Origin of the sequence: Paenalicyclobacillus cellulosilyticus, assembly GCF_014647315.1 — a bacterium.
GTDB classification, from domain to species: domain Bacteria; phylum Bacillota; class Bacilli; order Alicyclobacillales; family Alicyclobacillaceae; genus Alicyclobacillus_J; species Alicyclobacillus_J cellulosilyticus.
In genome coordinates this window covers 1-15,612 of sequence record NZ_BMOY01000048.1, presented here as the reverse complement: position 1 = coordinate 15,612, position 15,612 = coordinate 1, and the positions used below count along the sequence as shown (strand labels likewise).

At 63.9% G+C, this 15,612-nt stretch carries 13 protein-coding genes; 8 read left to right on the top strand and 5 right to left on the bottom strand.

The features are described from left to right. The 7 genes from IEX97_RS11710 to IEX97_RS11680 form a co-directional block, all read left to right on the top strand. On the top strand, positions 1 to 2,233 hold a 2,233-nt coding region (locus IEX97_RS11710), incomplete at its 5' end, for an SbcC/MukB-like Walker B domain-containing protein (protein ID WP_229776863.1). Further along, complete coding sequence (locus tag IEX97_RS11705; protein WP_188883223.1) at positions 2,230 to 3,555, top strand: Wadjet anti-phage system protein JetD domain-containing protein; 1,326 nt, start codon at positions 2,230 to 2,232, stop codon at positions 3,553 to 3,555. The genes IEX97_RS11710 and IEX97_RS11705, both read left to right, overlap by 4 nt. A gap of 47 nt (positions 3,556 to 3,602) precedes the next feature. Next, positions 3,603 to 4,853 carry a glycosyltransferase family 2 protein gene (locus IEX97_RS11700; protein ID WP_229776864.1) on the top strand — a complete coding sequence of 417 codons (1,251 nt, stop codon included), beginning with the start codon at positions 3,603 to 3,605 and terminating at the stop codon, positions 4,851 to 4,853. Between the two features lie 241 nt (positions 4,854 to 5,094). After that, the gene (locus tag IEX97_RS11695; protein WP_188883220.1) at positions 5,095 to 6,294 is read left to right on the top strand and encodes an ABC transporter ATP-binding protein; all 1,200 of its coding nucleotides are present in this window, start codon (positions 5,095 to 5,097) and stop codon (positions 6,292 to 6,294) included. Positions 6,295 to 6,366: 72 nt separating this feature from the next. Beyond that, positions 6,367 to 7,647: an ABC transporter substrate-binding protein gene (locus tag IEX97_RS11690; RefSeq protein ID WP_188883219.1), complete on the top strand. Its 1,281-nt coding sequence runs from the start codon at positions 6,367 to 6,369 to the stop codon at positions 7,645 to 7,647. 14 nt (positions 7,648 to 7,661) lie between these two features. Then, positions 7,662 to 8,594 carry a carbohydrate ABC transporter permease gene (locus IEX97_RS11685; protein WP_188883217.1) on the top strand — a complete coding sequence of 311 codons (933 nt, stop codon included), beginning with the start codon at positions 7,662 to 7,664 and terminating at the stop codon, positions 8,592 to 8,594. Positions 8,595 to 8,689: 95 nt separating this feature from the next. Beyond that, positions 8,690 to 9,451 carry a carbohydrate ABC transporter permease gene (locus tag IEX97_RS11680; RefSeq protein WP_229776862.1) on the top strand — a complete coding sequence of 254 codons (762 nt, stop codon included), beginning with the start codon at positions 8,690 to 8,692 and terminating at the stop codon, positions 9,449 to 9,451. On the opposite strand, the gene IEX97_RS11675 is transcribed toward IEX97_RS11680, so the two are convergent. Beyond that, positions 9,441 to 9,644, bottom strand: coding sequence for an EAL domain-containing protein (locus tag IEX97_RS11675; protein WP_188883213.1), 204 nt, complete (start codon positions 9,642 to 9,644; stop codon positions 9,441 to 9,443). The genes IEX97_RS11680 and IEX97_RS11675 overlap by 11 nt on opposite strands. A 362-nt stretch (positions 9,645 to 10,006) precedes the next feature. On the opposite strand from IEX97_RS11675, the gene IEX97_RS11670 reads away from it, so the two are divergent. Beyond that, a complete protein-coding gene (locus tag IEX97_RS11670) occupies positions 10,007 to 10,849 on the top strand; it encodes an EAL domain-containing protein (protein ID WP_188883211.1) in 843 nt (280 codons plus the stop codon). A 6-nt stretch (positions 10,850 to 10,855) separates the two neighbouring features. On the opposite strand, the gene IEX97_RS11665 is transcribed toward IEX97_RS11670, so the two are convergent. The 4 genes from IEX97_RS11665 to IEX97_RS11650 form a co-directional block, all read right to left on the bottom strand. After that, on the bottom strand, positions 10,856 to 12,085 hold the full coding sequence (locus IEX97_RS11665; protein ID WP_229776861.1) for an FMN-binding glutamate synthase family protein: 1,230 nt from the start codon (positions 12,083 to 12,085) through the stop codon (positions 10,856 to 10,858). A gap of 225 nt (positions 12,086 to 12,310) precedes the next feature. Then, on the bottom strand, positions 12,311 to 13,507 hold the full coding sequence (locus IEX97_RS11660; RefSeq protein ID WP_188883209.1) for a Ger(x)C family spore germination protein: 1,197 nt from the start codon (positions 13,505 to 13,507) through the stop codon (positions 12,311 to 12,313). Then, positions 13,504 to 14,598 carry a GerAB/ArcD/ProY family transporter gene (locus IEX97_RS11655; RefSeq protein WP_188883207.1) on the bottom strand — a complete coding sequence of 365 codons (1,095 nt, stop codon included), beginning with the start codon at positions 14,596 to 14,598 and terminating at the stop codon, positions 13,504 to 13,506. The genes IEX97_RS11660 and IEX97_RS11655 overlap by 4 nt, the downstream gene beginning before the upstream one ends. Before the next feature lie 2 nt (positions 14,599 to 14,600). Continuing rightward, the gene (locus tag IEX97_RS11650; RefSeq protein ID WP_229776860.1) at positions 14,601 to 15,533 is read right to left on the bottom strand and encodes a spore germination protein; all 933 of its coding nucleotides are present in this window, start codon (positions 15,531 to 15,533) and stop codon (positions 14,601 to 14,603) included. Between the last annotated feature and the right edge of the window lie 79 nt (positions 15,534 to 15,612).

Genomic DNA, 15,612 nt, shown 5'->3' with positions numbered 1-15,612 from the left:
CTGCGGCGAGCGGATGGAGGAGGCGCTGGCGGCGGTGCAGCGGGGGCTGTCCGCCTGGCCGCGCGCGGCAGGTTGGGCGCAGCACCAACTGCTCGACCGCGAGGTGCCGGCGGTGCCCGACCCGGAGGTCCTCGCCGCCGCGGCCGCGTCCCTGCAGGAGGCGGCGGCAGGGCTGGCGGAAGCCCAGCGCCTCCTGCGCGACGTCGTCGAGGCGTGGGAGCGGGAGGTGCAGGACCTCGAGCGGGCCATCGCCGAACTGCGGCGCGGCATCAAGCAGTACAACCCGAAGGTGCTCGCCCTGCGCGACGTGCTGCGCGACCACCTGCGGTCATCCGCCGGGGTGCACATCTTCGCCGACCTGCTCGACATCCGCGACCCGTCGTGGCAGCCGGCCATCGAGGGGTATCTGCACACCCAGCGCTTTTACCTCCTGGTGCCGCCGGCGCACTTTGGCACCGCGCTGCGCATCTACGACGAGGTGAAGCAGGCGCAGGCCATCCACGACGTCGGCCTCGTCGACATCGAGAAGGTGATGGCGGAACGCCCCGTGTGCCAGCCGGGATCGCTCGCGGAGGAAGTGGTGACCGACGACCCGTACGCGCGCGCGTACGCCGATTACCTGCTCGGCCGCGTGATGAAATGCGATCACGTCGACGACCTGCGCCGCCACCGCACGGCCATCACCCGCGACGGGATGTTGTACCAAAACTACGTGGCGCGCCAGCTCAACCCGGAACGGTGGGCGACCTTGTTCATCGGCAAGCGGGCGGTTGAGCAGCAACTGGCGCAGAAGCTGCGCCGCCTGGAACAGGTGCAAGCCTCCCTTCGCGCCTGGCGGCCGCGCCTGGCCGAACTGGCGGAGTGGGCGCGCCAGCCCGCACCCGCGGCGTCCGAGCTTTTGGCCGCGCGGGAGTTTGCGCAGGGCGTGGGGGAACTGGACGGCCTGCGCCGGGCGTACCGGGACGTCCTCGCGCAGTTGGGCCAGCTGGATCTGGCCCGCCTCAGCGAGATTGAGGAGGAGATCCGGCGCTGCGACGCCCGCCTCGTCCAACTGGAGCGCAAACTGGATGAGCTGCGCGATCAACGCGGGCGGTTGTCGGCGCAGCGGGACAGGCTGGCGTCGGTGGAGCTGCCGCAGGCGGAGGCGGCCGTCACGGCGCAGCGCCAGGCCATCGCCGCCGCGTTCGATCCCGCCTTCGCTGCGCAGACCGGCGAGCCGCGCTACCAACAGGAGCTGGCGCGGCTCAAGACGCCCGAGACCATCCAGGCGAACTTCGGCCGCCAACAGGCGGTGGAGCGCAACCGGGCGGAGGAGCACTGGAGCAACCTGCTCCGGCAGCGGGAGGCGTACAACCGCACGTTTGGCGCCGGGTTCGACATCCAGCGCCGTGACCACGAGGCGTACCGCAAGGAGTTGCAGTGGCTCAAGGACACGCAGCTCACCGAGTACGCGCAACACATCGCGGAGGCGAAGCGGCGGGCGGAGATCCAGTTCCAGGAGGACTTCATCAACAAGTTGCGCAGCCACATCGAGACGGTGGACCAGCAGATCCGGGAGTTGAACCACGCCCTGCGCGACATTTCGTTCGGCGGGCGGGAGCGCTATGAGTTCAAGGTCTCGCCCAATCCGCAGTACGAGCGGTTCTACCGGATGATCATGGACGAGATGCTGCTCGAGGGCCGCAGCCTGTTTTCCCAGGCGTTCCTCGACAAGCACGGCGAGGTGATTGAGGAGCTGTTCCGCCACATCGTCGATGTGGACGAACGCGACCCGGCGGTCCAGACGGAGTTGGAGCAAAACCTCAAGAAGTTCACCGACTACCGCACCTACCTCGATTTCGATCTCATCGTGCGCGATGAAGAAGGCCGGCAGTCCCGCCTGTCGCGCGTGATGGCCAAGCGGTCGGGCGGCGAGACGCAGACGCCGTTTTACATTGCGGTGTTGGCATCGTTCGCGCAGCTGTACCGCGTGCACCAGCCGGGGTTCGACAACACGCTGCGCCTCATCGTGTTCGACGAGGCGTACAGCAAGATGGACCACCAGCGCATCCGCGACAGCATCCGTCTCGCGCGCGACCTGAAGCTGCAGGTGGTGCTCGCCGCACCGACGGAAAAGATTGCCGACATCGTCCCGTGCGTGGACCGGACGGTGGTGGTGCAGCGGATCAAGTCGGAAACGCGCGTCGCCCCGTTTGAAGTCTTGGCGCGCGAAGAGAGCGGGGTGGCACGGTGAGCGAAGGATGGGCGGCGGATAACCGGTTGTCGCCGCTGGCGCAGGCGGTGCTCCACCAGCTGCTCGACCGCTTGGAGCGCAGCCGGGGGCAGGCGCAAGGCGGTGCCGCGGACGGTCCGTCGCGGCCGGCGCGCCGGATCCAGGTGCGGATGACCGACGAGGTTGTGCCGGGTTACCTCGCCGGCACGCTCGATCCCGCCGCCCGCCGGGCGCTGCACGCCGACCTGGCGCGGCTCGAAGCGGACGGCGTGATCGCGCTGCGCTGGGTGAAATTTGAAGAAGGAAACCTGCTCGAACGCGTGTACCTGACACCCGACGGGGTGGCGGCGGCGTACCGCCTGCTCGGCCGGCGGCCGGTGCGCGACGTGCTCGCCGAGGTGGCCGGGGAACTCATGGCCTGGCGGGCCTCGTTGCCGCACGCATTGCCGCCAGGTTGGTCATGGTTGGACCGCTGGCTGGAAGAGGTGCTGCCCGCCCTGCGCGCGGGCCGGGCGCCTGCCCATGGGATGCCCGGCGGGGTTGCGGAGGTGCGGCGGCTGTTGGCGGTGCTTTCCGGACTGATGCAGCAAGGCGGCACACCTGTCCCGGTGCGGGTGTTCTCGAAGCGGTGCCTGGGCGACAGCAAGGCGTTTGAACGGTATGTCAAGGCCCGCCTCGTGAGCCTCGTCCGCCGGTACGCCCTGCCCGTGTGGGGAGTGGCGCCGGAGGCGTATGCGGACGACGCGGTGCTCTTGCGCGAGCTTGGGCTCGAGGTGACGCATGACCTCATCGCTTTCTGCGGACCGCTGCGCTTTCGCTTGCGCGCCGGGCCGGTGGTGGACGCGGGCGCGTTTCCGGCCGGGCTGGCGTTGGATGCGGCCGACGTGGCGGAGCTCATGGTCGTCGACCTGCCCGTCCGGCGCGTCATCACCATTGAGAATAAGGCGAACTACCGCGAGTACGTACGCCGGGAGCGGCGGGCGGATGAGGTGGTGGTGTTCCTCGGCGGGTTCGCCAGCCCGGGCCAGCGGGAATTCCTCCGCCGCCTTCGCGCCGCCTGGCAGCACGGGACACCGTGTTTGCTGCACTGGGGTGACTTGGATTACGGAGGGATCCTCATCCTGCAGCACCTGCGCGACACCTGCTGGCCGGACGCACAGCCTTGGCGCATGGAGCCAGGGTTGTTGGCGGCGTACGCGGACCTGCTCGAGCCGTTCGATGCGGCGTACCGACGCCGGCTGGAGGGTCTGCGCGCCGACCCGCGTTACGCATGGGCGCATCCGCTGGTGGACGCCCTCTTGGCGCGGGGCGGCACGTTGGAGCAAGAGGCGCTCTTGACCTGAGCGGTGCGGGGATGCCATGGACGTGTGGAGATGACCAAGCGGTGCACATGGTTTGGGCGAGATGGCTTGCTGTTTTGCATATGGTGGAAATCGGATGGTGGAGCGCGTGGTTGGCGCGCGGGATGGCGCTGTTTTGGACCGGGTTGGCATTCCTCTGCCTGTGGGACCTGGTGCGTGTGCCGAAGTTGTCCGCCGTCGCCCCGCCTGCCGCTGCCGGTTCCGGGAGGCAGGGCGAGCCGCGGGTGAGCGTCGTGATCGCGGCGCGGGATGAAGCGGACAACCTGCCGGCGACGCTGGTGGCCTTGGCGGATCAGGCGCTGCGGGAGATGGAGGTCATTGTCGTCGACGACCGGTCGCAGGACGAAACGTGGGCGTGCATCGAACGCTGGATGGCGCGAGACGCTCGCGTGCGCGGGGTGAAGGTTGCGGCATTGCCGCCCGGGTGGCTTGGCAAAAACCACGCCTTGTGGCAAGGCGCGCTGCAGGCGCACGGCAGGTGGCTGGTCTTTCTCGATGCGGATGTCCGCTTGCATCCGCAGGCGCTCGCGGAGGCGGTGGCGTATGCGGAGCGCGAGGGGCTCGGCCACTTGACGCTGGCGCCGCGGGTGCCGCTCTCCGGGGGGTGGCTGAGGGCACTGGCTGCCTTGTTCGTGCTCACCTTGGTCCTGTTCATTCGCCCGCAGAGTGCCTGGCGGCCGCGGCGGCGTGCCTACGCCGGGATTGGCGCATTCAACATGGTGCGGCGCGACGTGTACCAACGCCTCGGCGGCCATGCCGCCATCCGCCTTAGGCCTGACGATGACGCCGCGCTTGGGAAACTGTTGAAGCGGGCGGGCGTGCGCCAGCGCCTGCTGCGCGCGGAAGACCGCGCGGAGGTGACCTGGTACCCTTCTTTGCCGGCGATGGTCCGGGGCTTGGAAAAAAGTCCGCTTGCCGCCGTGGGCTACCGGCCATGGCTTCTGTTCTTGGCGATGTTCGTCTATCTCGTGCTGTACGACGGGCCTGTGGTCGGGTGCCTCACGGGGGGCCCGGCCTGGCCGTGGTGGTTGTACACGGTGACGCTCATCACCGTGTTGTACGGCTTGATGCGGCCGGTGGTGCCCATGCCTTGGCTTGCCTGCCTGCTCTGGCCGGGCGCGGTGCTCCTGTTTGCGTGGACGTACGCCCGCGCCGCCTGGCTTGCGTACCGGCGCGGGGGTCTTATCTGGCGCGGCACGTTTTACCCGTTGCGGGAGTTACGGGGCGGGGAAACGGCCTTCAAGAGGAGCGTCTTGCACCATCCGCATGGGGTCGAATAGACCGGATGTAACGACCCCCTTCTCCTTTCACCATGTCTTCTCCCAATGTTTACGGTCCCTTCAAAGCATTTCCCCTGAAATCGAACAGAGTGCCGCTAGACTGGGCTTAGCGCCGGGAAGGACGTTCGTGTGCGGACATGTGGGAGCATGCATTTTGATCATCCGGATGCTGCATGCTCACCAACCGGCTCATGGCGTGGTTCATTCATGTGCGCAGTTTGCGGGAAGGGGTGTGAGCGGCATGTCGTCCGTCCGCCTTCAGGGCGTGACGAAACACTACGGGACGCAGCAGGTATTGGCCGATGTGCGTTTGGACGTGCAGGACGGCGAATTCATGGTGCTGGTCGGCCCGTCGGGCAGCGGCAAGAGCACCATCTTGCGTTGCATCGCCGGGCTGGAAGACGTGACGCAAGGAGACATTTTCATCGGCTCGACGCGCGTGAACGACCTGCCGCCACACAAGCGGGACGTGGCGATGGTGTTCCAAAGTTATGCACTCTACCCGAATCTGAGCGTGTTTGAAAACATCGCCTTCCCGCTGCGCGCGGCCAGGGTACCGAAACAGGACGTGGCGCGACGGGTGCGCGAGGTGGCGGCACGCCTTGGCCTCGAACCGCTGCTCGCACGCAAGCCGCGGGCTTTGTCGGGCGGTCAGCGGCAACGGGTGGCGATTGCCCGCGCCATCATCCGCAACCCGCAGGTATTCCTCATGGACGAGCCGCTGTCCAACCTCGACGCCAAGCTGCGCGGCCAGATGCGGGCCGAGATCCTGCGCTTGCAACGGCAGTTGGGCGTCACCACGGTGTTCGTGACGCACGACCAGGTCGAGGCCATGACGATGGGAGACCGGATCACCGTGATGGACGACGGGCGCATCCAACAGGTGGGCACGCCGCATGAGGTGTACCACCGCCCGGCCAACACGTTCGTCGCCGGGTTCCTAGGCGCGCCGGCGATGAACCTGATCCCGGGACGGATGGAAGCAGACGGACGGTCGGCGCGGCTTGCCGTATCCGGCGGTGGTTTTTCTGTGCCGCATCCTGTGCCGGACGACTTGGCCGGTCGGCCGCTCATCGTCGGCATCCGCCCTGAAGACATCCGCATTGCGACGGAGAACGGAGACGGGGTGGATGGTACGGTCGACCTGGTCGAGTATCTCGGTTCGGAGACGGTGATCACCCTGTCTGCAGCCGGAGAGGAGTGGCGGGTGAAGTGGAGCGGCCACCCGCGGGTTTCGCCGGGGGATCGCTTCCGGTTTACGGCGGCGCACGCGCGGATCTACTTGTTCGATGCGGCGTCCACGGCTCTCTTGGGCACGCTGGCCGAGTGGGCGGGCGAAACAGCGGATCAGGAACCATCGCGCGACGGCGATTTTCAGCAGGCTGTTCCGTTCGGGAACTCGGTATGGGACAAAAGAGCGTCCATCCGCATCCACGGCTGAGGCAGCCATGGATGCTGCGGCGGGTTTCAAGTTGAATGCAGACAACACAACCATATCGAAGGGGTGTTCTTGATGATGAAAGCTCCGTACAAAGCCGTGGCGGCGCTCGTGAGCGCATCCGGTCTGGCTGCCGTGATGGCCATGGCGCCTGCAGCGAGCGCAGCCAAGCGCAATACGGTGGAGTTGACGTTCTACTACCCGGTGGGGGTAGTGGGTCCCTTATCGCAGACGATGACGACGTTGGTCAACCGGTTTAACCAGACGCATCCGGGGATCCACGTCAACGCCGTGTTCTCGGGGAACTATCAACAGACCTTGGCCAAGGTGGAAACCGCGATTCAGGGAGGCAATCCGCCGGATGTCGCCGTCCTCAACCACACCGCCCAGTTCGATCTCATTCACCTGCAGGCCATTGAGCCGCTGGACGATGTGGTGAAAGCGGGCGGTTTCTATCCGGCGCTCACTCAGCCCAAGGTGCAGGGCCATTTCTGGGGGGTCCCGTTCCAACGTTCCACCGTGGTCCTCTATTACAACAAGGATGCGTTTAAGAAGGCAGGGCTTGACCCAAGCCACGGTCCGAACACCTGGAGCGAGCTTGTGGCCGACGGCCAGAAGCTGCAAAAACTAGGGATGTCCGGTATTGAGATTCCATCGGACGGCACGGTGTACTGGGAGTTTGAACCGTTCGCCACGGAGGCGGGACATAACCTGGGCGGAAATGACGGCGTGCACGTGTACTTCAACTCGGCCGCCGCAAAGACGGCGCTGCAGTTCTGGATGGACCTGTCTCATAAGTATCACGTGATGCCCGCGGGCATCCTGCCGTGGAACAACGTGCCCACCGACTTTGAGAACCAGAAGACGGCGATGATTGTCCATTCGAGTGGCAGCATGGCGTCCATCCTGCAAAACGCCAAATTCCAGGTCGGGGTTTCGTTCATGCCGGCGTACAAGAGCAAGTACCGCACCGGCGTAGGTGGCGGTGACCTCTACCTCTTCAAGGGCATCCCCGCAGACCACCGGGCGGCCGCACTCACCTTCATCAAGTGGATGTCCGCGCCGGCGCAGGCGGCTTGGTGGAGCATTCGCACCGGATACGTGCCCACGTCGCCGCAGGCGATGCAACAGCCGGAGATGCAGGCGCACATCAAGCAGGTTCCGCAGGCGAAGGTGCCGGTGGACCAGTTGGCATATGCGCAGCCCGAGCTCTCCACATACCAATTGAACCAGGTGTACGACGTGATCGACAGCGCCATCCAATCGGTCATCGACGGGCAGTCGACCATCGCTGCGGCGCTCGACAAAGCACAGCAGCAAGCGGACGCCATCCTGGCACCGTACCGCATGCAGTGAGGAGGACCTCGGGGATGAGCACGACCGCCACCACCCTGACGGCCGCCGCCGCGCCTCTGCGCGCGCGGCGGTCCCTCCTTGCCTGGTGTTTGCGCTACGCCTTGGTCTTGCCGCCCGCTGCCGTCGTCGTCATCTTTGTGGCTTGGCCGCTGTGGGTGACACTGTATCACAGCTTCTTCCAACTCGACGCCCGGGGACATGCGGTCGCGTTTGCGGGCAGCAAGAACTATCAAGCGCTGTTCGCCTCGCCGCTGTTCCACCAGGTGCTCTGGAACACCGCTGTCTACTCGGTGCTGGCGGTGGTGCTCTGCGTCAGCATCGCATTCGGGCTGTCGCTGCTCTTGTACGGCCGGGTGGCCGCAAGTTCGCGCGCGCTTTTGGTGGCCTTGTTCTCGCCCACGGTGATGCCGATGATTGCGGCGGCGAACATCTGGTTGTATTTTCTCATCCCGCAGTTCGGGATGGTGGACCAGCTGCTGCGGTGGGCAGGGCTCGGGCATGAGAACTGGCTCGGCCATCCTGGTACCGCGCTCCTGGTCATGGTGATGCTGTTCGTCTGGAAGTATGCGCCGTATTTCGCCCTGTTCCTGCTGGCCGGGCTGCAGGCGATCCCGCCTGACGTATGGGAGGCGCTGCGGACAGAAGATCCGTACGGTTGGGCTTCTTTCCGCCGGGTCATCCTGCCCATCCTGCGGCCGATGTTGGCGTTTGTCACCACGATGGCGGTGCTGTACGCGGTGGAGACGGTCGATCCGGTGTTCGCCATGACGCAGGGCGGGCCGAACAACGGCACCAACCTGGTGATGTTCTACCTGTACAACCTCGGCTTCAACTATTATTCCTGGGGCCCGGCGGCCGCGCTTTCCGTGCTGTTGATGATTGGCCTCTCGACCCTCTCCGGGTTGTCGCTCATCGTGTTGGAAAGGAGGGCATTCCATTGGCAGTGAACGGCATGGCGTTGGGTATGCGTCCTGGCAAGCCTTCCACGCTGCCGCACCATGTTGCATCCAGGCGCACATGGCGCGCACGGTTGCGTCAAGCCGTGCTCTGGTTCGTTGCGTGCGTCTGGGGGTTTCCCACCCTGTGGGTGCTCTATGAGACGTTTTTCGCCGGGGCCGGCCGCTTCGGGTTCACCTTCGCCAACCTGGCGCAGGCGTGGCAGGTGGCGCCGTTCGGCCGCTACTACTTGAACACGCTGGTCATGGTGTTTGGTTTGCTCGCCGTCCAGTTGCTGTTCGGCGCGGTGGTCGGCTTTGTGCTGGCACGTTACGACTTCCCGTTGAAATCGGTCATCACGCTCATTTTTTTGTTCCAGGTGGTCGTTCCCATCTACGCCGTCATGATCCAAGACTATCGCATGCTCAGCTCACTCCATCTGCTCAATACCATGGCCGGGGTTATGCTGCCGTACACGGTGTCGGGCATCGCCGTGCTCTCGTTCCGCCAAGCCTTTCGTTCGGTACCGCGGGAGCTGGAAGAGGCCGCACGGTTGGACGGTTACGGCACGTTCGGGATCTTCCGCCGCGTCTACCTTCCGCAGGCCATTCCGGCCGCGCTGGCGTTCGCGGTGGTCTCGGTCACCTACCATTGGACCGACTTTCTGTGGCCGATGATTGTGACCAATACCGACAACGCGCGGCCGGTCGTCGTCGGATTGGCGATGATGGCACAGGCCAGCGAATCCGGCATGCAATGGAACCTGTTGGCGGCAGGCACCGCCATCGTCATCCTCCCGGTCCTCATCCTCTTTACGCTGGCCACGCGCAGGATCCTTGCCGCGTTTGCGGCGACCTTCAACTGGTGACATGTTGGAACGGGTGCGGCGCTACGCATGACGGCGTGGGCCGCCCCAGCAAATACCCCTGACCGAACTCCACGCCGCACTGCCGGACCGCATGCAACTCTTCCATCGTCTCGATCCCTTCCGCGATCACGGTGGCGCCAAAGCCGGCGCTCACGTCCCGGATGGCTTTGACAATGTCTCGTTTTGTGGTCATCCAAGATAACAAAGGGTTGTGTGTTTTTGGCGAAGCGCACGTGAATGAATGGTGAAAGGGCTGCGCCGGCGCGGGTCACCCCCGTTTGCCTGTGGCGAGCGGAAATGTTGACAAATGTCGAATAAGGGCGGACAATGTCGATAAGCGCATCGTCGCGCGATGCACCATGGTACGTGGACTGCGGGCTGGACTGTCTGACGGTTGCCTTCCTTGTCCCATCGGCATTCGGAACCAGGAGTGAACGCGGGTATGGATTGGCATCGTATGCCGGTTGCGGTTTCCATAAATCCCCTTCGGGGGGGGTATCTCACCCAATTGAAGAAATCTATTCCATTTCCCCCTGCCTGGCGGTGGAAGAGGTCTTGCGGCGGGGGGCGCTGCACATCGTCTATCAGCCGATCGTAGATCACGCCGCAACTGCGTTGTTCGGATGGGAGGCGTTGGCCCGGCCCGTCCTCCACGGGACAACCCTGCGTCCGGATGTGTGGTTTCGCGCCGCCCATCAGTGCGGAAGTGCCGCTCGCGCGGACGCTTTGTCATTGATCCTCGCCGTCACGCATCTCTCCGCTTTTCCTCGGGAAGTGCGCGCCAAACCCCTGTTTGTCAACGTGCTCCCTTCCAGTCTGACGGATGAAGCGTATGTGCAGGTCCTCGAAACGGTGGCCCGCCAGCTCACGGGGGGTCTGTCCGAACAACTCGTGGTGGAGATTGTGGAATACGTCGATTACGATCCCGCCGCACTCCGGGAAGCGGTCAGGCGCCTGCGCGCGCTCGGTGTCCGCATCGCCCTCGACGACGTGGGCACGGACCACGCGAGCCTGAAAGCTTTCACTCTGCTCAGACCCGAGTTTGTGAAGCTGGATCGTTCGCTCATCCAGGGGTTGTCCGCCGCACCCGCGCGACGCCAGGGATTGGCGGAATGGGTACGGCAAGTCCAAGCGGTGAGCGTGGTCATCGCGGAGGGCGTCGAGACCCGGCAAGACCTGACAGCGGTGCGGGAGACAGGGATCACCCTGAGCCAAGGTTACTACTGGTCCCCGCCCGTGGCGCCGGATGGGCGGGCGTACATCGCGGTCGAGATTGAAATCAAGCGGCACGCCCTGTTCGAGACGGTGCGCCGGCGCGCGGGCTGCCTGACGCATCCCGACGTGATCCGCACCAGCCAGGAACTGGATTCCCTTATCCTGCGGTATTATCGCGGCTAGTCGTGGCTAGATCAGCGGCAGGCCTGTGATGCGCGCCACCTCCGGTTGCCAGGCGACCAAATCTGCTGCGTCCACATCGTGCAACGACGTCTTGCCCAAGGCGCGCAGGCCGAGGCGCATCTCCTCCGCCCACGCAGTGAGGAACTTCGCCAGGCTTTGCGCGCCTTCTTCTTCATCGAATTTGGCCGTGAACGCGCCGTCCGCCCACGCGAGCTGCGTCGGCGGTTCAAAGGGGATGACTTTGGTGATCTGCGTGTGCATCGTCGCGAACAGGGCGGCGGTGCCGATGTAGACCGCGTCTGCGCCGAGCGCGATGGCTTTCAGCGCGTCCCCCGGGGTGCGGATGCCGCCCGAGACGACCAGGTCGATCTCGCCGTCCAAGCGAGCGGCGCGCAGCCACTTGACCGCGCGACAGAGGGCGGCCAGGGTGGGCAGCCCGAAGTCGTCGACCAGAATGGCGGGTGATGAATGGGTTCCGCCTTGCGCACCGTCGATCACGATGACGTCCGCGCCGGCATCCGCCGCCATGCGCAGGTCTTGTTCCAGATGGTGGCTGGCTGCCAGTTTCACGGCGATGGGCGCGCCGCGGGCAATCTGGCGCAGTTGGCGGACGAGGCGTTTGAGGTCGTGCCGCCTTTGCACCTCAGGCAGGCCCGCAGGAATGTATCCCACGTCCTCGGGATGGGGGAGGCCGAAGTCGTGCCGCACCTCCGGCGGCAGGCCGGACATCGGCACCACCGTGCCACAGCCTGCGTTGGCGCCTTGGCCGAGCCGGATCTCAATCATATCCGCCTGGCTCAACATCTCCGCCGGAGAACGCCAAGCGCCGCCGTGGTATTGGATCACCAAGCGATGGGCGAGATCGCGGAATTCGGGCAGGACCGGGCCCTGGCCGGTGTTGCACGCCGTCTGGACCATCGCCGAACCGCGGGCGATGGCGCGGGCGAACGGCTTGCTGAGCGCCACACCGTAACCCATGGCGGTCACCATCACCGGCATGGACAACACCATCGGTCTTGTCGCTCTCCTGCCTACCACGGTCTCCAAGGAGACGGCGGAGATGTGATCGAGCGGCCGCCGCTGGAGCTGCGCAGGGGAAAACAACAGACCGTCAAAGTGTGGAAACGGCCGTGCGGTACCGATGGGCTTGAACAACGGACGGCCGTCTTGGGCGCGTAGTTCGTTTTCCACCGTCCACTCGAGGCCGAACTTGCGCAGAGCCGTGATGCTTTCCATGAGATTTTTGCTGTATGATTCGGTGAACCACAACCACACGGCCCGATGCGTGATGCGACGTATGACGTACCGTATCCAAAACGGGGCGGCCAGCAGGGCAAGGCTTGCCAAGGCCAGCCATGATGCGATACAAACCGCAGCCATCCATGCAATCCATACCCATATACCTGGGGTACCAGGTGCCGCAAGCGAGGCAGAAGGCCCTGATTGGGGTATCATGTCGCATCACCCTTCGTGATCCACATACAAAAGTGCAGATTGCCGGTAAGTCTGCATGTAGTCGAGCCTGGTGGTCACCTGGACGATGACGCGGAGGCGGGGAAACGTCTGCCGCCATGCAGCGTCTCCATGCCAGGCGCTGGGATGCATCCTGTACACTTGCCGACCGATACCAAATACATCGGTACCAAGGTGTTGCGCTTTTTGGATGCTTTGACCAATGATTTTGGCCAGTACCTGTTGTACTTGCCGCGAGAGTACCTGGATATCGGCTTCTCGTTCCTTCTGGACACATGGGCCGCCTTCAATCATGCCATGCACGTGTACGTGTAAGACGGCCTTGGGCCGCGGTGCGTCCGGGTTCATTACGCGCAGCCGACTGCGCACCCGGGTGACATTCACCACAAACTGTCCATGGCCATGCGGGCAAGGGATGGTGAGGTCTAGGCGAGGGAATTGACTGTCTGCCAGTGCCCATCCCACGTAATCGTCTCCCGGCAGCCATCCGACCAGGCGGTCGTCAGCAAACACCGCCAGGCCGACAATGCGCGGGGCAGACAGTCTTGGATCCATGCCGTCAATGCCCAAGAGATACGGTTCTACCCCTGGCGTGACGAGGCGCTGGCGAAATCCGCCTATGGTCGCGTCATATTGCCGCCGCAAGATGATTTGGTTGCGGAACAGGTTGGTGAAATGCATGCCCGGAATGACGTCCAGCACCGGCAAGGCATTGACGACCTGTTCTGCCCGTTCCCGCGACACAAACATCCAAATCTGCCGCCGGACCACGCGCGACTGGGCGACGGGATTCAAGACGGCCGCCAATCCCCGCCGCGCCACCTGCTCGTGGATGACCAACGCCTGCAGGTGACCGAAGAACAGCACGCGGTTAATGGCCAGCTGAATCGTCTGCAGCGCCTCCGCCACGTCCCTGCCCTCACGGCTGACCACCGCGATGGGGCGGTCCTCTTTGTTGCCTCCGCTGGTACTGCCGCTGCCTCCGGTGGAGGGCGGTTGAGCGCGCTGCGGTCGCGCAATCTGCACACTGACCACCACCCAGTCGGGGTGATCTGGGGCGGGATCGATGGCCATCATTAAGACGACCGCTCGCCGCTGCAATTCGACCCCATCCCAGCACCCCGTGACCAATCCCGCCAAAGCGAAGCAGATGATGGTGTAAAGCCAGGCTCGGCATCGCGTCACGGCACACGCCCCCTTATCCATCGGGCCGGACGAAGCCGCGCCCATGACCACAGGAGCACCAACGCCGGCAACAGGGCAGCTTCCGTTCCCATCAGGCCGAACGAGAGCATGCGCATCACGCCCAGGTACGTTTGCGGCGTAACGCATAGCAACACCACCAGCGCCAGAACCGCTATTTCGACCCAAATGCTCCTTTTCCGGCAGTAAAACACCGCAATCCGGCACGCCGCGACAATGAACAGATTGACAATGGAGGACACGGTCACGAGAACGGGCAACAGGAAGATGACATCTAATTTGCCCCAATTCTGCATGCGCAAGACTTCGATGATGGGCCAGTTCAGGTTGCTGCCTTCGAACGGCCCGAGGTCAGCAAGCACTATCAACAGGTTGAGGGCCTGCAGCAGCAGGACGCTGGCCGTTCCCGCCATGACCGCGTGACGCAACGCCTGTGCCGATACACCAGCCCACCGAAAGACGGGAACGTATGCGCAACACAACAACACGCCGGGCAACAGGCGCGGGATGAGCTGGCACGCTGCCCAGACGCCGTGCCACCACACCGGCCACAACGGCAGCAGGTTGCCTGGGTCTGCCGTGCGCACACACAGCAACAGCAGTCCGACACCGAACACCAAGGCAGGCCAGAATAACACGGTCTGGAACCGGAGAAGTGCGTCCAATCCGCCGCGCAGCAGTTGCAACGGGATGAGCATCCCGACGCTCGCCAGGATGAGCATAGGTGTGTTGGGCAGCGCGACATATTTGATTAGTTGGATCCCTGACCGTACGGACGCCGCGGCCCACAGGACAAAGGCGATGCCAAGCAACATGTTCAACATCCATGCTATCTGTCCCGGCAGGATGGCGTCGAACACGGTGACCGCGCGCACCGACCGGCCCTGTGTCACGGCCACCAGGTCCACCAGGATGTACAACAAAATGAACAAGAGGCAGGCATAGATGAGAAACGGTACCCAGGACCAGGTCTTGGCATCGGCTATCCAAGATGGCAGCCAGTCGAACGTTCCTGGACCCAACACGCACTCAAACGTGAGGATGGCAATCACTTGGGCGTTGCGTTGTTTCACCATCATGGCCGTTTCGGGTCGTGCTTGTACTGTCGGCGCCGCAGCCATCCGCGCACGCTGAAGTAGGTGGCGGGTTGGATGGCGGTGAGTGGCTCTGGGCTTTTGATGAACGTATCTAACCAGTCTTGGTACGCTGCCTGGGCGAAGGGCGTCAGATACGGAACCCCAAACGATTTCAACGTGGACAAGTGGGCGAACAACAATAGCGTAAACACCACCGTACCGACGATACCGAATACGGACGTCACGATAAGCATCGGAAAACGGATCATCCGCGTGACAAAGGCTGCCTCGTAGTTCGGGATGGCGAACGCCCCCAGTGCCGTCAGTCCGACCACTACGACCATCATCGGGCTTACAATGCCTGCCTGAACCGCAATGTCCCCTAAGACTAATCCGCCGACGATGGTGTATGATTGACCCATTTGTTGCGGCATCCGGTTGCCAGCCTCGCGAACCAGTTCCACCATGAACTCCATGAAGATGGCCTCGAACACGATGGGCAACGGAATGCCTTCGCGGGTTGCTGCCAGTTGCAGCAGGATGTTGAGCGGGATGAGTTCCGGATTATACATCGTGAAAGCGATGTATAAAGAAGGAGAGAAGATGGACAGAGCAAGCGCCAGCACACGAATGAAGCGGATGGCGGTGCCGGAAATCCAGCGCTGGCTGTAGTCGTCTGACGTCTGAAAGAACGACATCAATACGGCGGGGGCTAAAAGCGCAAAGGGGCTGCCGTCCGCAAGAATGGCTACCCGTCCGTGCAGCAGCGCGGAAACGACTTTGTCCGGCCGTTCAGTAGACTGCATCTGCGGGTATGGCGACCAGCGGTTGTCTTCAATCCACTGTTCGAGGGTACCCGTGTCGAACACCCCGTCCAGTTTCAGGTTGTGCAAGCGGCGCTGAATCTCGCCGACAATCAGCGGATTGGCCACATCCGCGAGTTAAAGTCTCAAGTAGTGGTGTAAAATCCGTCGTCCACATTTGACGACGAAGCCACCGTGCGTGTCTACT